Annotated in this window: 17 protein-coding genes; 6 read left to right on the plus strand and 11 right to left on the minus strand. The window is 50.7% G+C overall.

Translation table 11 applies throughout. From position 1 onward, the window contains the following. Nucleotides 1-93 precede the first annotated feature (93 nt). From AC0LWN_RS03580 to AC0LWN_RS03590, 3 genes are all read right to left on the minus strand, one after another. Nucleotides 94-816: an amino acid ABC transporter ATP-binding protein gene (locus AC0LWN_RS03580; RefSeq protein WP_474663242.1), complete on the minus strand. Its 723-nt coding sequence runs from the start codon at nt 814-816 to the stop codon at nt 94-96. Further along, on the minus strand, nt 803-1462 hold the full coding sequence (locus AC0LWN_RS03585; protein ID WP_458962395.1) for an amino acid ABC transporter permease: 660 nt from the start codon (nt 1460-1462) through the stop codon (nt 803-805). Before AC0LWN_RS03585 ends, AC0LWN_RS03580 begins: the two co-directional genes overlap by 14 nt. A 123-nt stretch (nt 1463-1585) precedes the next feature. Further along, a complete protein-coding gene (locus AC0LWN_RS03590) occupies nt 1586-2407 on the minus strand; it encodes a transporter substrate-binding domain-containing protein (protein WP_474663243.1) in 822 nt (273 codons plus the stop codon). 315 nt (nt 2408-2722) lie between these two features. Here AC0LWN_RS03590 and AC0LWN_RS03595 point away from each other — a divergent pair, with 315 nt between their 5' ends. Next, the gene (locus AC0LWN_RS03595; protein ID WP_474663244.1) at nt 2723-4468 is read left to right on the plus strand and encodes an alpha-glycosidase; all 1746 of its coding nucleotides are present in this window, start codon (nt 2723-2725) and stop codon (nt 4466-4468) included. Nucleotides 4469-4564: 96 nt separating this feature from the next. Here AC0LWN_RS03595 and glgA read toward each other — a convergent pair whose 3' ends face one another. Together glgA and glgB are read right to left on the minus strand one after the other, a co-directional pair. Beyond that, nucleotides 4565-5989 (minus strand): glycogen synthase GlgA, encoded by a 1425-nt coding sequence (gene glgA, locus AC0LWN_RS03600; RefSeq protein ID WP_474663245.1) that lies wholly within the window; start codon nt 5987-5989, stop codon nt 4565-4567. Nucleotides 5990-6031: 42 nt separating this feature from the next. After that, entirely contained in the window at nt 6032-7951 is a 1920-nt protein-coding gene (gene glgB, locus AC0LWN_RS03605; protein ID WP_474663246.1) for a 1,4-alpha-glucan branching protein GlgB, read from the minus strand. A 214-nt stretch (nt 7952-8165) separates the two neighbouring features. Between glgB and AC0LWN_RS03610 the strand changes: the two genes are divergently transcribed. After that, on the plus strand, nt 8166-9389 hold the full coding sequence (locus AC0LWN_RS03610; RefSeq protein WP_474663247.1) for a glucose-1-phosphate adenylyltransferase: 1224 nt from the start codon (nt 8166-8168) through the stop codon (nt 9387-9389). Nucleotides 9390-9491: 102 nt separating this feature from the next. On the opposite strand, the gene AC0LWN_RS03615 is transcribed toward AC0LWN_RS03610, so the two are convergent. The 5 genes from AC0LWN_RS03615 to AC0LWN_RS03635 form a co-directional block, all read right to left on the minus strand. Beyond that, nucleotides 9492-10919, minus strand: coding sequence for a sensor histidine kinase (locus AC0LWN_RS03615; RefSeq protein WP_474663248.1), 1428 nt, complete (start codon nt 10917-10919; stop codon nt 9492-9494). Beyond that, nucleotides 10916-11614: a response regulator transcription factor gene (locus tag AC0LWN_RS03620; RefSeq protein ID WP_019910749.1), complete on the minus strand. Its 699-nt coding sequence runs from the start codon at nt 11612-11614 to the stop codon at nt 10916-10918. The genes AC0LWN_RS03615 and AC0LWN_RS03620 overlap by 4 nt, the downstream gene beginning before the upstream one ends. Continuing rightward, a complete protein-coding gene (locus AC0LWN_RS03625) occupies nt 11607-12896 on the minus strand; it encodes a hypothetical protein (protein WP_474663249.1) in 1290 nt (429 codons plus the stop codon). The genes AC0LWN_RS03620 and AC0LWN_RS03625 overlap by 8 nt, the downstream gene beginning before the upstream one ends. Before the next feature lie 39 nt (nt 12897-12935). Then, nucleotides 12936-13661, minus strand: coding sequence for a phosphonate ABC transporter ATP-binding protein (locus AC0LWN_RS03630; protein ID WP_458962404.1), 726 nt, complete (start codon nt 13659-13661; stop codon nt 12936-12938). 90 nt (nt 13662-13751) lie between these two features. Next, on the minus strand, nt 13752-14930 hold the full coding sequence (locus AC0LWN_RS03635) for an MFS transporter (protein WP_474663250.1): 1179 nt from the start codon (nt 14928-14930) through the stop codon (nt 13752-13754). A gap of 138 nt (nt 14931-15068) precedes the next feature. Between AC0LWN_RS03635 and AC0LWN_RS03640 the strand changes: the two genes are divergently transcribed. The 3 genes from AC0LWN_RS03640 to AC0LWN_RS03650 all read left to right on the plus strand — a co-directional run bounded on the left by AC0LWN_RS03640 (nt 15069) and on the right by AC0LWN_RS03650 (nt 17677). Continuing rightward, a complete protein-coding gene (locus AC0LWN_RS03640) occupies nt 15069-15986 on the plus strand; it encodes an ArsR/SmtB family transcription factor (RefSeq protein WP_474663251.1) in 918 nt (305 codons plus the stop codon). 108 nt (nt 15987-16094) lie between these two features. Further along, nucleotides 16095-16847 (plus strand): HAD family hydrolase, encoded by a 753-nt coding sequence (locus AC0LWN_RS03645; protein ID WP_474663252.1) that lies wholly within the window; start codon nt 16095-16097, stop codon nt 16845-16847. A 95-nt stretch (nt 16848-16942) separates the two neighbouring features. Further along, nucleotides 16943-17677, plus strand: a complete 735-nt coding sequence (locus tag AC0LWN_RS03650) for a DsbA family protein (protein WP_474663253.1) — start codon at nt 16943-16945, stop codon at nt 17675-17677. A gap of 159 nt (nt 17678-17836) precedes the next feature. Here AC0LWN_RS03650 and AC0LWN_RS03655 read toward each other — a convergent pair whose 3' ends face one another. Next, complete coding sequence (locus AC0LWN_RS03655) at nt 17837-20119, minus strand: type IA DNA topoisomerase (protein ID WP_474663254.1); 2283 nt, start codon at nt 20117-20119, stop codon at nt 17837-17839. A 658-nt stretch (nt 20120-20777) separates the two neighbouring features. Here AC0LWN_RS03655 and AC0LWN_RS03660 point away from each other — a divergent pair. Continuing rightward, nucleotides 20778-21185, plus strand: a complete 408-nt coding sequence (locus AC0LWN_RS03660) for a hypothetical protein (RefSeq protein WP_474663255.1) — start codon at nt 20778-20780, stop codon at nt 21183-21185. Nucleotides 21186-21653: the final 468 nt, after the last annotated feature.

Consider the following 21653-nt stretch of genomic DNA (forward strand, 5'->3'; position numbering starts at 1 on the left):
TTGATTGGCCATCTATATACTATATCACCCATTTACCCTCAGCAAAAAGCAAAACGGCCGCTGAAAAAGTTTTCAGGACCGTTTTGTGCATATTTATAGAACTTTGCTTAAGAAATCTTTGGTGCGCGCATGCTTCGGATTGCCGAATACTTCCGCCGGAGTGCCTTCTTCCACAATTACTCCGCCGTCCATGAAGAGGATGCGGTCGCCCACCTCACGGGCGAAGCCCATTTCATGCGTTACAATGACCATTGTCATGCCCTCTTCAGCCAGCTTCTTCATAACCTCCAGCACCTCTCCGACCATTTCGGGATCAAGCGCCGAGGTTGGCTCGTCAAAAAGCATCACATGCGGCTGCATGGCAAGTGCGCGGGCGATGGCAATGCGCTGCTTCTGCCCGCCGGAGAGCTGAACCGGATAGGCATCCCGCTTATCTTCCAGGCCGACGGTGCGCAGCAGCTCCAGCGCGATTTTTTCCGCTTCCTCCGGCTTCTGCTTTTTCACCTTCAGCGGGGCAAGCATGATGTTCTGAAGCACGGTTTTGTGCGGGAACAGGTTGAACTGCTGGAAGACCATGCCCATTTTCTCCCGGGTCACGTTAATATCATGCTTCTTGTCTGTAATGGACTGGCCTTCAAAGGTAATCTCCCCGCCCGTTGGCTGCTCCAGCAGATTCAGGCAGCGCAAAAAGGTGCTTTTGCCCGAACCGCTGGGGCCGATAACAACCACAACTTCACCTTTGTGAATCTGCAGATCAATACCTTTGAGAATTTCCAGCTTGCCAAAATGCTTTTGCAGGTTTTTAACGGCGATCATCTGTATTGAGCCTCCTTTCCAGGATGCCAAGTGCCTTGGACAACGTAAATGTCAAAACAAAATACATAAGTGCAATAATGATATATGGATTCAGACCCTGGTAGGTAATCGTGCTGACGCTGCCGGCCTGAAACATAAGGTCCATGACACCTATCATAGATACAATCGACGACTCCTTAATGATGGTGATGAACTCGTTCCCAATGGCCGGAAGCACATTCTTGAGCGCCTGCGGCAGTACGATATAGCGCATTGTCATTCCCTGCCTCATCCCCAGTGAACGCGCTGCCTCTACCTGGCCACGGTCCACATTTTGAATACCGGCGCGGAAAATCTCTGCCAGGTAAGCCGAGCTGTTAATGGTCAGCGTGATGGCGCCTGATTGGATCGGTGTGAACTCAAGACCAAGCTCCGGCAAGCCGTAATGGATGATGAACAGCTGCACAAGCATCGGTGTGCCGCGCAGGAATTCTACCCAGGCCGTTGCGATAAAACGCAGAATCCGCCATTTGGACATCCGCAGCAGGGAAACTACAATCCCGAGTGCAAACCCAAATACCACACCGAGCACTGCCAGCAGCAGGGTATATTTTAGACCGGAAAGAAAAAAACCGCGGTAATTCATGATCATATCGAATATATTCATTGTTGGCATTACCTCCTGTCTCCAAAAAAATAGAAAACAGCGGATCACCGCCATTTTCTGTAATGTAAACATCAAGCTGCAGGCCAGCATTTTATTTGCTTTAGCCGGAAAATCCCGCTGACCTTATTCGCTCTCTGCCAGCTCGCTTGCTGCCGTTACAAATTGGTCAATCTTCCCTTCTGTATTCAGACGGTCCAAAGTCTTGTTGACCTGGTCGAGCAATTCCGTGTTGCCCTTCTTGACACCAACGACATAGCCGTCGTCTTCCACTTCAGGTTTGGCAGCTGTAATCGCCAGTCCCTTAACCTTTGTAACGAATGCCTTCGCTACGGGTCCTTCCATAATGGAAGCATCCACACGGTTGGATTGAAGCTGCATAACGATCTCGGAAATTTTCGCCAGTGAGGTTAACTGTGCGCCTTCGATGCCTTTAGCGATATCCTCCTGAATCGAACCGGTCTGAATCCCGATCTTAGCTCCCTTCAGGGAATCCATAGTTGCGAATTTATCCTTGTCCGCTTCACGCACAACTACGGCTTGTTCCGCTTTGTAGTAGATGTTGGATAATCCTACGGCCTTTTCCCGTTCCGGTGTAGGGCTCAGACCCGAGATTACCATGTCTACTCTGCCGCTCGACAGCTCATTCAGCAGGGACTTAAAGGGCATATCCTTGATCACCAGCTCAGCGCCCATGTCCGCCGCAATATTCTTGGCAATTTCGATATCGAAGCCTACTACGGTATCCTTACCGTCCACAACCTTGTGGAACTCATACGGAGGGAAATCCGCGCTGGTTCCCAGTGTAAGCGTCTTGGCTGCCGCTGCGGTATTTGTATTCGCTCCGCTGCCTTCGGCTGTAGTATTTTCTTTGTTATTGTTGCCGCAGCCGGTCATAAGGCCTGCTACAAGCAGCATCCCTAATGAAAGTTTACCCCATTTGTTCATCTGTAGATTCTCCCCTATTCTTTCTCAATTCTGCTAAGTTCTCTAAGTTGTAGTCTCATTGACCGATTTATTATAAATCAGCGCGTATGAATATGCAAAGACAAATTTGTGACAAAGTCTGTTAATAATATGGAAACCGCATATACTGAGTACTATCTCCAATTACTCCCGGAATAACCGGAGTTGATTCATGCGACCCTGCTTGGTGGTAATAACTATGGCTCACTCACAAAACTTAAGCGTATGCTTACGAAGGAGTTTTGTAAGAAGCGAATCAAGTGGCATTAGCTCACAAAACTTTTAGGAGGTGTCTACATGCTTGTGGAAGCAATGTACCATGTGCCGCGGGATAAATGGGCTTATGCTTACGATGCAAAAACTATACATTTGCGTGTCCGCACCAAAAGAGATGATGTGGATTGTGTAGTAGCGCTTACCGGTGACAAGTACAACTGGGCCCATACCTCCTTTGACATAAAAATGGAAAAAGCCGCCTCGGACGACATGTTTGACTATTGGGAAGCCGCAGTGCGCCCCAGATATAAACGCCTCAGCTACACTATCCGCGTCAGCAAAGGCCAAGAAAACGTGTATATGCTCGACAACGGCATCCGTTCTGAGTGTCCTCCCCCGCCCAACCACTTCTACGAATTTCCTTACATACACCAAATCGACCTGTTTCAGGTTCCGAACTGGGCCAAGGATGCCGTATTTTATCAGATTATGACCGAGCGCTTCGCCAAGGGTGATCCGTCCATTGATCCTGAGGGAACAGAAGAATGGGGCGGGACTCCGAAGCTGGATAATTTTTTTGGCGGAGACCTGCAAGGCGTGCTGGACCACCTGGGCGATCTGCAGGAGCTGGGGATTAGCGCCATATACTTTACCCCCCTGTTCGTCTCCCCTTCCAACCATAAATACGATATTGTGGACTATAAAAGAGTCGATCCTCATTTCGGGGATAATGCTCTGCTCAAAACCGTTGTCGAAGAGTGCCACAGAAGAGGTATCCGCGTCATGCTTGATGCCGTATTTAATCATTGCAGCGACAGGTTCCCGCCTTTTCAGGATGTGCTGGAGAAGGGGGAATATTCCGTATACAGAGACTGGTTCCACATCAACGCCTTCCCGGCCGAAATTGTCGACGGTATTCCTACGTATGACACTTTCGGTTTTTTTGGCAATATGCCGAAGTTCAACACTGCCAATCACGAGGTGAAAGCCTATTTGCTGGGAGTTGCTGAATACTGGATTAAGGAAATAAAGGTGGACGGCTGGCGGCTGGACGTAGCCAATGAGGTGGATCACCATTTCTGGCGCGATTTCCGCAAAGTGGTGAAAGCCGCCAACCCGGAGGCTTATATCGTTGGCGAGGTGTGGAGCGATTCGCTTACCTGGCTGCTAGGGGACCAGTTCGATTCCGTGATGAATTACCCGTTCTCCGGTACGGTGCTTGAATTCTTTGGCGGCGGCATGGATGCGATTACCTTCGGTCACCGGATCGGCAGCCTGCTGATGCGCTACCCGCAGCAGACGAACGAAGTCGTCTTTAATCTGCTCGGCAGCCACGATACGCCGCGTCTGCTGACGGTGGTGGGCGAAGACAAGCGGCGTCTGAAGCTGGCGGTCGTCTTTTTGTTCACCTTTATGGGTACCCCTTGTATCTATTATGGCGATGAAATCGGCCTTACCGGTTATGAAGATCCCGACTGCCGCAAATGTATGGAGTGGGATAAAAGTAAGCAGGACCGCGAGCTGTACGACTTTTACCGAATGATGATCGCTCTGCGCAAAACAAACAAGGCACTGCGTGAAGGCCGCTTCCGCATCCTGCAGGCTTATCCGAATGACCCGTGCATCGTGTATGAACGTTCGGATGACAGGCTTCATTTTACCGTGTGGATGAATAACTCCCCGCAGCCCCGTACCCTTAGCCATCCGATGGAAACCGATGATTGGCAGGATGCGCTCACCGGCGATTCTGTAGCTCCAGTGCATGGGATGATGCATATTTCACTCGACCCTTACGGTTACCGGATTCTGAGCCGGAAGTTAAGTTAGGCACACACAAGGAACAGAAAAAGAGACGCTCCAAGGTCAGGGATGATGGCCAGAAGAGAGTCTCTTTTATTTTAGCGGATGCACTTTATTTCAGCATTATCCGATGATGTGGTTGTAGATGTCAATGTACTGCTGAGCGGATACACTCCAGCTATAGTCACCGGCAAAAGCGTTTTTGGTTACCTTCTTCCAATGCTCGGGCTGGCGGTAAAAGGAAACGGCCCGGCGGAGCGTGTACATCATGTCGTGGGCGTTGTAATCCTTGAAGGTGAACCCGTTGCCTTCGCCGGTCTCCTCATTATAAGCATGTACGGTATCATTCAGCCCGCCAGTCTCCCGTACAACCGGAATGCTGCCATAACGCAAGGCAATAAGCTGGCTGATCCCGCAGGGCTCGAATTTGGAGGGCATCAGGAACAGATCGCTGGCGGCGTATATTTTGCGGGAAAGCGCATCGTTGAATCGAATCTGTGAAGACAGCTTGGCCGGATAACGCCATGCCGCTTCACGGAACCACCGCTCATAAGACTCATCCCCCGTTCCCAGCAGCACAAACTGGATATCATCATAATAGAGCAGCTCATCGAGCACGCGGGTCAGGAGATCCAGTCCTTTGGAATCCACCAGCCGGGTTACCATTCCCACCAGCGGAATATCAGGGGCTACGGGCAAACCCAGCTCCTGCTGAAGCGCGGTCTTGTTTTCCTTTTTTTTGTCCAGATTGGAGCGGTAGCGGGTGAAGATTTGTTGGTCGCTGGCCGGATTATAGCTCTTGGTGTCGATGCCGTTGACAATTCCGCTCAGGTGATCCGCCCGCGATGACAGCAGTCCGTCCAGGCCGTAACCGTAATACGCAGTGCGGATTTCTTGAGAATAGGTGGGGCTAACCGTCGTCACATGATCACTATATACAATGCCGCCTTTCATAAAGTTCACGTTGCCGTAATACTCCACTGCGAGGAAGTAGTTGTCGCTAAGACCCAGCAGCTCACCCAGTACCGAATAAGGGAACACTCCCTGATACAGCAAATTGTGAATAGTGAACACAGTACGCATTCCGCTGTAAAACGGGTTGTGACGGTAGTGGCCCTGCAGCAGCAGAGGAATAACCGCAGCATGCCAGTCATGGCAGTGCAGCACATCAGGCTGGAAATCAATCGCCGGCAGGCATTCCAGCACCGCACGGTTGAAGAAGGCAAAACGTTCCCCATCGTCCATGTAACCGTATATTCCGTCCCGCCCGAAGTAATATTCATTGTCGATAAAATAGACCGGTATGCCATCATGGACAATCCGTTTGATTCCGCAATATTGATTACGCCAGCCGACCGGCACATCGAGCACAGCCACATGCTCCATTTGTGAGGAGAATTTCTCCGGTATCCCGCGGTATTTTGGCAAGATCACCCGTACGTCCACTCCCGCGCCCTTCAGCGCTTTGGGCAAAGCTCCAATGACATCGGCCAAACCGCCTGTTTTGATGAACGGATCGGCTTCGGCTGCGGCAAATAATACCTTCATATTTCGAAATCCCCCTTAAGTAGTACGGATTGTCTGCCAAGCTTATTTAACCGCCTTGCGCCCTGATTTCTTCAGCACTAGGAAGCTAAGCGGCGGAACGGTCAGTTCAATGCTGTTCGGCTGGTTATGCCATGCCTTTTTGACGCTCTTCATTGGCGTATTGTGCAGACCGGAGCCGCCGAATTCGGTATTCTCCGAGCTGAATATCTCTTCATATGTCCCCGGACGCGGCACTCCGATACGGTACAACCGTCGCTCCACCGGCTGAAAATTGATCATAATCACCAGCGTATCCACGGGTTTCTTGCCTCTGCGGATGCAGGATATCACGCTTTGGCCGCTGTCATCGGCATCAATCCATTGATAGCCTGCCATCTCATGATCCAGCTCCCACAGCGCCCGCTCCGTCAAGTAGAGCTTATTAAGTGCGGCGGTGTAAGCCAGCATTTGACGGTGGCTCTCATAATCCAGCAGCAGCCAGTCGAGCTGGTCCTGATCCTTCCATTCGATGAACTGGCCAAATTCGCCGCCCATGAACAGCAGCTTTTTGCCGGGATGGCTGATCTGGTAGCCCAGGAGCTGCCTGAGCCCGGCAAATTTCTGCTCGTAGGAGCCAGGCATTTTGTCCAGCAAAGATTTCTTGCCATGCACCACCTCGTCATGTGACAAAGGCAGCGTGTAATTCTCGCTATATGCATAACAGATCGGGAAGGTCAGCAAATTATGATGATAGGGCCTGGCCTCGAAATGATGTTCTATGTAACCCAGTGTATCGTTCATCCAGCCCATGTTCCATTTGTAGCTAAAACCCAGGCCTCCCTCATGCACAGGTGCTGTAACCCCAGGCCAGGCGCTGGATTCCTCCGCCATCATCAAGGCTTTTGGATAGTAGTGGAAGACGGCCTTGTTGAGCTGCTGAATGAACCGGATGGCCTCCAGATTTTCCAAACCGCCGTTCTCATTTCTTGTATGCTGATGAGCCTGCTTCTCGAAGTCCAGCCTCAGCATACTGGTCACCGCATCCACGCGCATACCGTCAATATGATACAGCTCGAACCAGAACAGCGCATTGGAGATCAGAAACGAGGAAATTTCCGGCTTGCTGAAATCAAAGGAAAGCGTGCCCCAGCCCGGTCTCTCCGCCAGAAGCGGATCGGAGTATTCATACAGCGGTGTGCCGTCGAACATTCTTAATCCATGGGCGTCTTTGGCAAAATGGGCCGGGACCCAGTCCAGCAGAACGCCGATTCCCGCCTGATGAAGCTGGTCGATCAAATACATGAGCTCCTGCGGTTCACCGTACCGGCTGGTCGCCGCGAAATAACCCGTGCCCTGATATCCCCAGGACAAATCATACGGATGTTCAGCCAGCGGCATAAATTCTACATGGGTATAACTCATCTCCAGCAAATAAGGGATTAAGAGTCCGCTCATCTCCCGGTAGGTGTAATATTCCCCATTTTCTTTCTGCCGCCATGTGCCAAAATGCATTTCATAAATATTCATCGGAGCATGATAAGGAGCCTTGCTACGCCGACGCCAAGCAGCATCTCCCCAGGTGTAGCCCCCCAGGTCTGCTACGACGGAAGCTGTGGCCGGACGCACCTCTGCCTTGAATGCGTATGGGTCTGCTTTGAGAAAGCTTGCCCCCTTTGGGCCCACAATCCTGTATTTGTAAAAAGTTCCCGCTTCCATACCCGGGAAAAAACGACTCCAAAATCCTGAATCGGGTATCTTATATAACGAGTCCACGTTCTCAGTTCCATCCCAGCCGTTATGATTACCAGCCAGTCCTACATATGTCGCGTGAGGAGCCCACACGGTAAAGCGGACACCCGGTATTCCTTCTTCAGCGGCAATGTGCGCGCCAAGCATCGTATAGCTGCGATAATTCGTGCCCTCATGAAAAAGGTAAATATCCTCAGATGACGGGAGGTTGTCTGCTTTTGGAATATCGGCCAAATCATCACCACCTTTTTATATAGGATGCACCTACTACATTACCCGAATCTGCGCTATTTGAAAATGACTTCCAGGCTGAAAACGGAATTACAGAATAAAGAAAATTATTAATGTAATTTTTACATCAGCACAGCAATATAATTCACCTATGCGTTCAAGCGGTTGGTGCGAGTGAACATTACAAGCATTGACAAAAAAATGGGAGTGATAACAAATGAGTAAAAAAGAATGCATCGCGATGCTCCTGGCAGGCGGGGAGGGCCGCAGACTGGCCCCTTTGACCACCACTATGGCGAAACCTGCTGTTCCCTTTGGAGGACAGTATAGAATCATTGATTTTCCACTAAGCAACTGTGTGAATTCCGATATTGATACCATAGGGGTGCTGACGCAATACGAAGCAGACTCCCTGCACCAGCATATCGGCGAGGGCGAACCCTGGGGGCTTCACACCCGTACGGATAAAGGCGTAAAGCTGCTTCCTTCCGGCGTAGAAGGCAGAGACAATTACTCGGGGACAGCCGATGCCATTTATAAAAATATTGCCTACATCGACAGCCATAACCCGGAGCATGTACTGATTCTTTCGGCGGATCACATTTATCACATGAATTACCGTAAAATGCTAGACCATCATATCAGCAAGAACGCAAAAGCAACGATTTCGGTGATGGAGGTGCCTTGGGAAGAAGCCAGCCGCTTCGGTGTGATGAACGTGAACCAGGAGCTTCAGATTTCCGAGTTTGTCGAAAAACCGCAGGTTCCCAAGAGCAATCTGGCTTCCATGGGCATTTACCTGTTCGAATGGAGTTATCTGAAGGCGCATCTGGAGCGCGATGCTGCTGATCCTGCATCCAGCCATGACTTTGGCAAGGACGTTATTCCAGCGATGCTGGGTGGAAATGATGCCTTGTTTGCCTATCGCTTCAAGGGTTACTGGCGCGACGTGGGTACGGTTGACAGCCTGTGGGAGGCCCATATGGATCTTCTGCAGGAGGACAATGGCTTCAAGCTGGATAATTCCCGCTGGCCGATGTACAGCCGGGTCCGCCGCACGAAGCCCGCCATTCACAAGCCGCGTGTTCAGCTTCCCATTGCGGATAGCCTTGTGAATGAATCCTGCCTGCTGGAAGGCAGCCTGCAGCGCTCGGTAGTCTTCGGCGGTGTTGAGGTCGGCAAGCTGAGCCTGATCAAGGACAGTGTGATAATGCCGGGCGTGCATATCGGCCGGGGAGTGCTGATTGAGAATGCCATTATCGGCGAAGGGGCTGTGATTAAGGATGGTGCAGTAGTCAAGGGCAGCGGGGAGAATATCGTCGTTGTGGGTCCTCAGGAGATCATAGCCGCAAAGCCCGTCATTCGGACCCAGCCGACCCGCCTTCTGCAGGAGGTCTATGAGAAGACCGGCCGTCTGCGTGCCGAGGGGCTGCCTTCCTGAATTCTTGAAGGCGTGAAGTCTGTTGATCCTTAATAAAGGGATGCGACAGCCGTCCTTTCGACGGTTGTCACATCCCTTTATTTGTTCTTATGATCCACTGGCTTACAACTGTGTTCCAGCCTGCGGAGACTCTGGAGCAGGTTCATCGGTCATAGGCAAAATCACAGTAACCTGTGTGCCCTTGCCAAGCTCGCTGTCCATCTCCAGCTTGCCGCCATGGAGCTCTACAATCTGCTGTGAAATGGCAAGCCCCAGTCCTGTACCGCCATTCAGCGAATCGACCTGGAAGAACCGGTCGCGCACTCTGGCGAGATGCGCTTCGCTGATGCCAATCCCGCTGTCCCGCACTGCTACAGCCATTTCACTGCCCGGTAACTTGTGCGCCGACAGGACAATGCTGGAATCCTCGGGAGAGAACTTGACGGCGTTATCCACCAAATTGAGGAACACCTGCTTCAAACGGTTAGCATCTGCCGTGATAAAGATGGTCTCCTCGCATTCGAGCAGCAGATGAATCCGTTTCTTCTCTGCCTTGGCCCATATGTTCAGGATCGTCTCCTGCAGCAGCACCTTGACATCTACACGGCCCATCGAGAGCTTCATTTCATTCTGCTGCAGCTTGGAGAAGTCAAGAATCTCTTCCACCAGCCCGATCAGACGGTCGCTCTCCTTGGAAATGATGCTCATGCCAAGCTTGGTCTCTTCAGGATCATAGCCGCCGGAGATCAGCGTTTCACTCCAGCCCTTTATACTGGTCAGCGGAGTCCGCAGCTCATGTGAGATGGAGGAGATAAAATCATCCTTGATCTGATTGCTGCGGATGATTTCATCCGCCATATAGTTCAATGTGGACGCCAAATCACCGATTTCATATTTGTAATCGCCTTTTATGCGCGTGTTGAATCTTCCCTTGGCCATCTGAGCGGAGACGGCAGTAATATTGTTAAGCGGCTTCACGATGGAGTTGGCCAGGCCGAAGCTGAACAGGACAACTATAGCCATAACCGCCCCACCGATGCCGATGGATACCAGCGTCAGGTTCAGCAGGTCACTGTCAATTCGCTCCATAGAAGTAACATATCTGATCACGTACGTCTCCCGTCCGTTGATATGCATAAGCTTGGATACAGCCATGACACTCTCATTTGTTCCTGCCTGCCGGCCGACCCACCGGCCGACACTTCCGCCTACCGCCTCAGGAACATCGCTTGTGGTGATGGTGCGGTCCGGCTGGAACCCGGTGGAGCTGATAAGCATATTGCCGTCCGGCGTCAGCACCTGCAGCTCAGTGTACTCCATTTCGAAGAAATCGAGCAGCTTTTGAAGCTGATTAGGCGATCGCTCGCCTGAAATCTCATATTTCAGGAAATCCTCCGCCGTGCCGATATGCGTCGTAATTTTACTGTAGACACTGTCGTAATAATACGTCCGGATCGCCAGGAGGAATATAACCTCTACAAGGAGAAGCGCTACAAATACGACAAAAATATAGTGCAGTACAATCTGTCTGCGCATCCCCTTCTTGATCATTGTCCTTGGCCTTTCCACTTATATCCGTGGCCCCATACCGTCTGCAGATATTCAGGCTCTGAAGGATTATTCTCAATTTTCTGGCGCAAACGGCGGATGTTCACATCTACAATTTTGGGGTCCCCCATATACTCCTTGCCCCAGACATGATCCAGAAGCGAATCACGGCTGAGCGGAGTGTTCTCCTTCTCAAGGAAAAATTGCACCAGCGAAAATTCGGTTGGCGTCAGCTCAATGGCCTCTCCGCTGCGTTTGAATTGCTTGGAAATCAGATCAAGCGTAAACGGACCGGATTGAAAAGACACCTTCGCGGACTGCTCGCGGTGCACATTGACCCGGCGCAGCAATGACTGGATGCGGGCAATCAGCTCAGTGGGGCTGAACGGCTTGCTGACGTGGTCATCCGCGCCTACAGAGAGGGCGTACACCTTATCCTGCTCCTGGACCTTAGCGGTCAGAAAAATAATGCCGAGCCGTTCATTGGTCTCTCTGATCCGCCGGCATACCTCAAAACCATCAATCCCCGGAACCATCACGTCAAGCAACGCGATATCAATATCCTGGATCGTCGTCAGCTTGTGCAGCGCTTCATTTCCATCTGCCGCCTCAAGCACCTCAAATCCGTTGCGCTTGAGATTGATTACAATAAAACTCCGGATGGACTCCTCGTCCTCCAGGATCAGTACTTTACTCATTGATTCCCTTCCTTTCAATTGGCGAGGTGATTTTGTTATGATCTCCCCCGCTTGTGCTTTGTTCCAGTTCTCCGCGGTAGCCGATTATTTTGTCCATATCGGTTCCAAGCATCTCCCACCTGGAATTTTTCACGCGGTCCCATTCAGCCTGGGAGAAGAAGGATACCTCGGCAACCGTCTCTCCGGTATCGGCCATGATGAACTTCAGGGATTTATCCAGAACGGACTTGGTGTCCACTGTAACCTTCTCATACCATTCGGGCGAGAAATTAATAATAAACCGGTCCGACGGATCGCGATACTGCTGGGATGAGAAAGTCAATCCATTCTTGCCGTCCCACTTATAATAGGAGTTGAAATATGGGATCGTCTGCGGATCAAAATATTCCCAGCCCTTCGGCGGCTCCAGCAGCCCAATCTCGATAATGCCGTCGCCATCAATGTCTTCGCTGACAATTTTTCTTTCCTTGAAGGTACGGGCATCTCCCGGAATTACCACACGCAGCTTGTTATTCTCCATTACAACCACTGTTGTATAAGCCGACCGGGAATCCACCGCAGCATCCAGGACTATACCTTCTTTATTCTCGGCCACTTTTCCTGAGACAATATTGTAATAATTATAAAAGTAAGGGTCCAGATCATCGAGTTCATCCAGAACCTTGAACCCGTCGCTGTACTGATAGGTTGTAATTGTGGCAAATTCATTGCGTTTGAAATTTATAACGGTAATGTCTGGAGTTCCATCCTCATTCATGTCGTCCACGATATATTTCGTATATGGCTGAGTGAACAATTCCTCCAGCGCTCCGCCCGAATAGCGGTAGACCACCATGCCTTTTTCTTCGCCCCGCGAATAGCCGACAATGATGTCCAGCTTGCCGTCGCCTGTCACATCCTTGATATCCACAGAATCCAGCTCTGTCCCGTTGCCGTCAAAAACAAGCTTCTTGACCCAGGCATCATCCTGCTTCGCCAGTATCATCCCGTGGATCTGCACCGTTTCATTCTTCGTCAAATAGAAGACTAGCGTCTCCATTATTCCATCCTTGTCCAGATCCACAGTAAAAATAGAGCTGTCATCGTCATTGGCCGGACGGATCAGCGTAGAAGCGGCCGGCTTCAGCGAGTTGATCGCGGTCATTAGTGAAGCCTTGTCGGCGGAGAGCTGCGGCGCCTTCATCCGCGAAACAGGATCGCTGATGAAGGTGCAGCCCGACAGCACGGACAGTGACAAGGATACCGCCGCCAGACGCTTCAGAATCCGTATATTCAACTTCATCCCTCTTCCTTTGTTCCGTGGTTCAGATCTTAACAAATTCTACAAATGTGCCCGCTCCTGAGAGGTCAGGCGCCGGCCCTTCACGTCATATTTGATTCTGCCGTCTTCCAGCACCCAGAGCCGGGTCGCATACCGTTCCGCCAGCTCAAGCGGGATCACGGTCAACACCGTCAGTCCCGTTTCCTTACACAGCTTGCGCAGCGTTTCCAGCACGCTCTCCGCAGTTTTCGGGTCAAGGCCGGTTACAGGCTCATCCGCCAGAATAACCTTGGCTCCGTGCACCAATGCGCGGGCGATCGCCACCCGCTGACGCTCACCGCCGCTAAGCTGGCTGGTCTTCATCTTGGCTTTGTCGAGCAGACCGAGCAGATCCAGTTCGTCCATCGCCCCCATGTAATCATCCGACCGCACCATCCCGGTTACCATCCGCCACAGCGGAGTCTGCGAGGACTGGCCGATCAACACATTCTTCAGCGCGGTGCGGTTCGGATTCAGCTCTGCATTCTGTTCCAGATAGGCCCATTCGCGGCGGATCTTGCGTTTGCCGGCAAAAGAGCTCTTCATGATGTCGGTTCCATCCACTCTAAAGTTGCCTCTATCCCATTTCTCCTTGAGGGCCAGGCAGCGCAGCAGCGTTGATTTGCCGCTTCCGCTGGCTCCCAGCAGCACTACCAGCTCACCTTCTTCTAATTGAAAGCCAATATCCTGCAGCACCGGGGTTTTCCCTTCCCCGACTGCTTTGGCCAAGTGTTCAACTGTGATCATAGTTCAGCCTCTCCCTGTCTTCATCTCTACTCTCTAGTGTACTCTGAAAGCGGGATCAAATTCCATGCGAGCACTCGTTCTTATTTTACCTCAAATCGGCTTCCGTGGCGAGAATAATAACCCTGTCAATCCGAATAAAATATATAAAGCGCCAAGGAGGGCAAATACACCGCCGCCCCAGCCGAATTGCAGCAGCAGACCGCCGATTCCCGGGCCAATAATGCTGCCTAAGCTATAGTGGAAAGACGAGACCACATTTGCGGCCGGGAGCAGATTGCGCGGAAGAATATCCGCTGCAAAGCTTAGACCCAGCGAAAAAAAGGAGCCGACAAGCCCGCCCGCCACCGTCAGGAGAATCATTGTCAGCAGGAAACTGTCCCCAGCCAGCAGCAGCAGCGCGAAAGCCAGGCCGCCGCCTGCACCGGAACAGATCAGGATTCTTTTTCGCCCGTAGCGGTCGCTCCACATTCCCAGCGGCAGTTGCAGAATCAGTCCGCCAATGCCTACGAACGGCAGCAATGCCGCAATCTGATTGGCGCTGAAGCCGATACGCAGTCCGTACACGGGGAAGTTGCTGTTCAGGCTTGCTTCCATATATCCGTATAATAAAGCCGGTATCAGCGCATACCACGCAAATCTGTAGCTTCTTGCAAAGCGGCGGGCCTGCCCCTCTCCATGCTCTACTTTATCCGGATGGGAGTCCGGCAGCTTGAGCAATACCAGGATCAGGATGAAGAGAAACAGCAGGGCAATGGCCGTAAAAGGCGCCGCCTGGCCGAAGTGCAGCAGACTGATGCCAAGCGGACCCAGGCTGAAGCCCAGTCCGTAGGACATGCCGTAAAGAGACAGATTACGCCCCCGGTGCGCAGCAGGTGTCATCAGCAGCACCCAGAGCTGGGCGGCATAATTGATGGCCGCGTCTCCCACTCCTACCAAGAGGCGCAGCAGAAACCAGGACTTGGCTCCAGGCAGCAGCGGAAATAAAATGAGCGACACCAGCACAAGGCTGATCCCCGCCGCAATCAGCTTTTTGAAGCCGATCGCACCGAGAACCCGTTCTGCGACCAGTGTCATGGCGAACGAGCCCACATACAGCGCAGCGGCATTCAGGCCGTTGAGCGAAGAGGAGACTCCTTTTTGCTCCAGCAGAATGGACAGCACGGGAAGCAGCAGGCCTTGGCTGAGCCCCGCCGCAATAATGACGGTAATAAGTATGATGTAGTTCAATTTGCTGCTCTTGCTTACAGATAGGGTCTGACTGTGTGACACGGATAAATCCTCCTATGTAATCCTGTGGTTATGGAACTGCCGCTTCCCCCGGCAAACACCGAACATTATAGTGGACAACCCTCTTCTAAACAAGAGATAATATATAGAAGTGACCGATTTTCTGGGGGTGCAAGGTTCATGAACTATAAATTAGAAATTGACGTTTCTCCGGTATACGAACTGCTGGACAGTTTTATGTTATATGTAACTAGAAAATGGATTTCCAATCTGGATATCGGCCCTGACTGGATACGCGATGTCGATTCCCGCCTTGCCCCGCAGCAGATTTCCGCCTTCCGGCAGGCTGCTGAATGGCCTTTCGAGGACTATGATGTGCTCTATGCCTGGGCGTACAGCAGGGGAACGGCTTCCAAGGTGACACAATTCCTGGATAAGCTGGAGTCCTCCGGGCTTGAGGATTGCTTCGAGCGCACCAAACCTTTTTTTCACCAATTCACGATTGAGGAATGCGCCCGGATCAAATATAACTATACTCCGCTGCTGCGTCTGTGGTATGCAGAGTATTTCCGCCATGAGGAGCAGAAGATTCTGCCGCTGCTGATCGAGGACGCTTCGGAGAAAAAAATGCTTGAGAGTAAAATGGACATGGTGCCGCTTATCGAATATGCCTCGGGTGGAATTGTGATTGAGGACGTGCCGGATCTGCAGACCATTGTCCTCCTGCCCACCGTTCACAACCGGCCCATCAACACCTATTGCTTCTATAAGACGATGATGCTCGTGCAATACCCTGTGGATGTGCCGTTGGACAGCGAAGATGAACCGCCTACTGTGCTGCTGCGGCTAACCAAAGCGCTCTCCGATCCGACACGGCTGCGCATGCTGCGCTTTATTGCCCACGAGCCCAAGACACTCTGGGAGATGCAATCGGAGCTTAATCAGTCCAGAGAAATGCTGATGCATCACCTGCTAAGCCTCCGGGTTGCCGGGCTGCTGCGCGTACATCTGCGCGGGGAAGGCACCGAGCGCTACAGTATCAGACCGGACGGGGCCTCGGAGCTTCAGATGTTTCTTGAATCCTACATTCGTATATAATAGCTTTACAAATACAGAGATAGATACAGCATATGCTTCCAAAGCAAATTTTTGTATAAAGCTGCTGCATGGAAGTATCTGTTTACAAAACTTTTAGGAGTGAGTACATTGAAATATTTAACACAGCAAGTCATTTTCGATCTTGACGATACCCTGGTGCATTGCAATAAATATTTTGACCTCATTTTGGGGCAATATTTTGAGCTAATGTCACAGTGGTTTGGTGAATATGGTCCGACAACCGCTGAATTCCGCAGCAAGCAGATAGAAATTGATGTGGCAACTGTGAGCACAAGCGGCCTCTCCAGCGAAAATTTTCCGAAGTCTCTGATCGCAACCTACCGTTTCTTTTGTGACAAATACAATCATCCGGCAGACCCTCATCAGGAGCAGCAGTTGATGAAGCTCGGACTCAGCGTTTACGACCAGGAGATTGAAGCATATCCGGGTATGGTGGAAACACTCGATACCCTGAAGCAGGACGGGCACGCGTTATACCTCTACACCGGAGGAGACGACACCATTCAGCAGCGTAAAATCGAGCAGATGAAGCTAGATGCTTATTTCGATGACCGGATCTACATCCGCCAGCACAAAAATGTGGAATCACTGGAGGATATCCTGCGCACACACAGCTTTGACCGCAAAAAAACCTGGATGATCGGAAATTCCCTGCGTACGGATGTGCTCCCGGCCCTGACCGCAGGTATCAACAGCATTTATCTGAAGCAGCAAAATGAATGGCTCTACAATCTCATTGAGCTCCAGCGTGAAATGCAGCAGTCCGTGCTGACCATCTCCTCGATCATCGAGGTTCCGCCGGTTATCCGTTCCGCCGCCCTGCGCAAGAACCACGGCTAAAGCTTCCTTTGGGTTCGTGTTACAAATGGCATATGCAGCCTGCGGCGGTATGATTATACTATTTGAGTATTTTCATATCATGCAGGAGGTTAGCAATGAACAAGAAAGCAAGCCGCAGAAACAGCACGAACAACAAACGCCTAGTACCGATGCTGCTCGGGGTCGTTGTTGTTCTGCTGATTGGAGTTATTGTCTTTATAACAACACAGAACAAAGACAGTGACGCCGATGAACTCGACAATCTCCCGAACTATACGGATGTGAAGGGTAAGATTGTTGTCGACGGACTGAAATATGAGAAGCAGCCGCATCTGGGCAGTGAGAACGCTAAGGTGAAGGTCATCGAGTTCGCCGATTTTAAATGCCCCGCCTGCAAAAAGTGGACCGAGACCTACCTGGACACATTCATTAAAGACTACGTGGACACAGGCAAAGTGCAGTTCTACTTCATGAACTTCGCCTTTATCGACCGGGATTCTTATCTCGCTGCCAGTGCAGGTGAAGCCATTTACAAGCAGAGCAACGAGAAATTCTGGGAATACGTTCATAAGCTGTACGCTAATCAGGGTGATGAAAGCAAGATTTGGGCAACTCAGAAGTTTATCCTTAATTTCGTGAAAAACAATATCGAAGGCATCGACTACGACCAGTTCGAGCAGGATCTCAAGAACCATACTTATATGTTCGATGTGAAGGAAGACTTTAAAATTGCCGGCTCCTATGGAGTGAACGGCACGCCGAAGTTTATGGTTAATGGCGTTCTGCTGCCGGACTCCTCCTACGAGGGTTTGACTGCCGCTATTGAAGCTGGCCTGAAGGATGGACAGTAAGGATAAGGATTCGGCATAGTCATTGTAAAATAAAGAGGATGCGCCCCGGCCGGGAATCATGAAGGCCGGGACGCATCCTCTTTTGTTGCCGGGGTCTGCTGGGATCTTCCTGGAGCTACAGCAGTCTTGCGTGTAATGAACATTCGCTTTTGGTCGTATTCACTCGATGGTCAACTGTCCTGTATCCATATTGCTAAGCACTAGCTTGCCCTCCAGCGGGGAGCCATCCTCGCCGGTAAGCTTCAGCTTGCCGGTCCGGCCCTTCTCAATCAGCGCCTTCACCTGGGCATCGGTCAGATTCCGGCCGTGAGTTTCCTTCCAGATCACGAACTTGCAGCCTTCCTTGTAATGAGAGCAGCCGTAGCCTTTCCGGCCCATAAAGATCATGCCGCCGCAGCCCGGACGCGGGCATTGTCCGATCACCTTCGGCCCGCCTTCCGCTGCTCCATCCGCAGACCCCTGCCGGGTCCTGGAAGATTGTGCGGCAGTCCCGGTGCCGGATTCGCCGCCGCGCTTTTTCGGTGCGGCCGGTTTACGCGCGCCTGTGGCGCTGCGGCTTTTGCCGCCGCTGTTCAGCGAAGGAGTCTCCCCTTCGAAGGAGGTTTTATCCGCCCGGGACTGCACCCGGACCTTGTCTACAATCATAGAGGCGAACCTTTTTACGTTCTCCATGAATTGTCCATCCGCTGCCGTCCCTCTGGCAATCTCGTTCAGCCGCCGCTCCCATTGTCCGGTCATTTCCGGCGAGGTCAGCAGCTCAATACCCGCGCCGCGGATCAGCTCAATCGCTGTCCGGCCCTTTTGGGTGATAGCGATCTTTTTACCCTGCATTTCTACATAGCCGACATTCTTAAGCCGCTCAATCGTTGCCGCCCGGGTCGCCGGTGTACCCAGCCCAGAGTCTTTCATTGCATCGCGCAGCTCCTCATCCTCAATCTGCTTCCCCGCGCTTTCCATCGCCTTCAGCAGGGTCCCTTCGGTGTAGTGCTTTGGCGGTTGGGTATCCTTCTCCTTGACGATGGCATCGCTGCAGAGCACCCCGGCATTCGGATCTATCGAGAAAGGCTCGCTAACCTCAATCTCCTCTTCCTCTTCATCCTCTTTGCCCTTGCCTTTGGAGGACTTGGTCTTGTCTTTCTTCTGATCACCATAGATCACCTTCCAGCCCAGGCTCAGCAGCTCCTTGACCGTAGTTTTGAAGTTTTCCCCTTCGACCTCGGTAATCACGGTATGGACCTTATACTCAGCAGCCGGATAGAATTGCGAGAGGAACCGGCGGACAATCAGATCGTACAGCTTGGCCTCATCGGCACTCAGTCCTGTTGCCTTGCGGTTCGTTGGCAGAATAGCATGGTGATCCTCCACCTTCGCCGGGTTGCAAATGAATTTGTTGCCCTTATGGACCAGGCTCCGGTTCGCACCCTTGACCCATTCGTCATACGATGTTCCCTGCAGTGCAGAAAGTGTCTTATGCATTTCCGGTACATTCTGCTCGGTTACATAGTTCGAGTTCGTACGCGGATACGAAATCACCTTATGCTTCTCGTAGAGTGCCTGGGCGATGTCGAGTGTTTTTTTGGCGGAAAAAGCATGCTTTCCATTCGCTTCCCGCTGCAGCAGTGTAAGATCATACAGCTTGCCCGGATACTCTTTCGTTTCCTTAACCTCATAGGAGGCAACCCGTGCCGGCTTGCCCTTGACCTTGGCTGCGAGTGCCTCAGCCTTGGCTCCGTCAGTCATCCGCTCTCCCTGCCACAAGCCTTTGTAGCTCATATCATTCTGGGCAAAATGCCCCTCCACTTCAAAAAACTTCAGGGAGGAGAACGCCTCAATCGTCTTCTGCCGGTCATAGATCAGCGCAAGCACCGGGGTCTGCACCCGGCCCACTGACAGCAGCACATTATGCTTAGTGGTAAAAGCGCGCGAGCCGTTCATCCCGATCAGCCAATCGGCCTCACTGCGGGCTCTGGCGGCTTTGGTCAGATTCTCGTATTCCGCTCCATCCTTCAGCTCCTGGAAGCCTTTGCGGATCGTCTCCGGAGTCAAATCGGATATCCACAGCCGCTTCACCGGCTGGCTGAGCTGCAAATGCCGCTGAATCAGCGAAAAGATATGCTGCCCTTCGCGCCCGGCATCACAGGAATTGACCAGCAGATCGCTGCGCTTCGCCAGATCTCCAATCACCTTGAGCTGATCAAGCGTGCGGGCATTCGGCACGAGCTTGAACTGCTCGGGAATAATCGGCAAATCGTTAATATTCCATTTCTTGTACTTCGAATCATACGCTTCCGGTTCCGCCAGGCCGATGAGATGCCCGATGGCCCAGGTAATGATGTACTGCTCGCCTTCCAGATAGGACCGGTAATTTTTGGCCTTCGGTTCTATTGCGGCGGCGATATTCCGCCCCATGTCCGGTTTCTCCGCAATAATGAGTGTCTTCAAAAAGTATCGCTCCTTAGCCTCGTTCTTCCAAAATACGTCCAGTAGTCTATTATACCATTATGTTTAACGCATTACCTGCTATAAATCAGTATAAATGGAACAGCAAATTGCTCTTCTTATGGATACAACTATTTGAAAAGAGAAATAGTGATTTTTTTGTGATTTAAGTTGATTCGCAAATAGAAAACGGTGAAGAAAGAGGATTGTAAAGCGAGTGCCTCTGGGAAAGTGGCGATTAAATATGAGGTCGAATGTTTTCCAGAAAAACTTACGCTCATAATACTTCGCGGGTTCCTTTTCCAATTACAGGATTATTTTCATTTATTCAGCTCAACCCAAAAAGCCTGAACGGCTAAGCCCCTTAAGGAGTTCAGTCGTTCAGGCTTAACAGGAGATTTCTCTCCATTTTTATTCTGTTACAAATTATTTCACAGTGATAAAGTAAGTAATTGTATCTCCATTAGGTAAATCAGCCATTACTCCAGCAGAACCAGCTTTAAGTCCAATCACAAGACCTTGACTTACAACCCCTCGCCTTTCAATCTACCAAATGGAATATATTTGTATTTTAATTCCTTTTCTATCATTGACATTCTATATTATGGAATCTATAATAAGGAAGTAAGTTACATATTTCACATATAGAGGGGGTAGTTTTGTGAAAAAACTTTTAAGTTCTCTTATGGTTGCTTCAATGTTGTTTGGAATAAGTGGTTCGGTTTTTGCCGAAGATGTTAACAAGGTATCATCTGATTCATCCGTTGTCACACCTATGATGGGGTTTAATGGCGAGTACCCACTATCAACCTCATCATATTTAGAAGTAGCTTGGGAGCCAAACAACTGGCTAACCGCTAATGTAAATTTTCAAAACGTCTCTGGCAATTATGGAAATGTTTATTTTTACATCGAAGACTCTAAGGGGAAAATTTATAGCACAACAGAAGTAGCGCCTGGAGAAATGAAAACTGTGAGGGGTATCCCAAGTGGTGGATATCATGTGTATGCTAAAGCCAAATCTAAATCCGGCACTTATCACCTTATTATTGATGATTTTCCGTTCTAATCGTTGACGTTTATTAGAAATCCCAGGGCTCAATAGAGTCTCTGGGATTTTCCTTTTCTCAGTTCTCAACCATGATTAATACCGGCTGTTGCTGCCAACGGAAGAGGCTGTAGTAAGGGTTTCTTTTGCTTCGGCGACCGCACGTACAGAAGCATAGGCAGCTCCGTTGATAATCACGGCATCACCAACCTTCGCTCCATTCTTTTCAACGATGACAATGACTCTCCCTGTTTCCCATGGATCAGAATCCGTGAGCTATGGCACATGCCCTAATCTGCTGGAATGTTATAATTTGCTAATGGAGGTGTTAATTTGTCTAGTGCTACATGGATAGCAATTATGATCATAGTCATAGCTAGTGAGGTTATCATAATTGTACATAAGCAACGTAAGAAATAATCCTCAGTTTAGAACAATAACCCTTATAGAGACTGATTCTATAAGGGTCTGAAAATGAAACGTAGTCAA

The organism is Paenibacillus sp. sgz302115 (assembly GCF_056120445.1).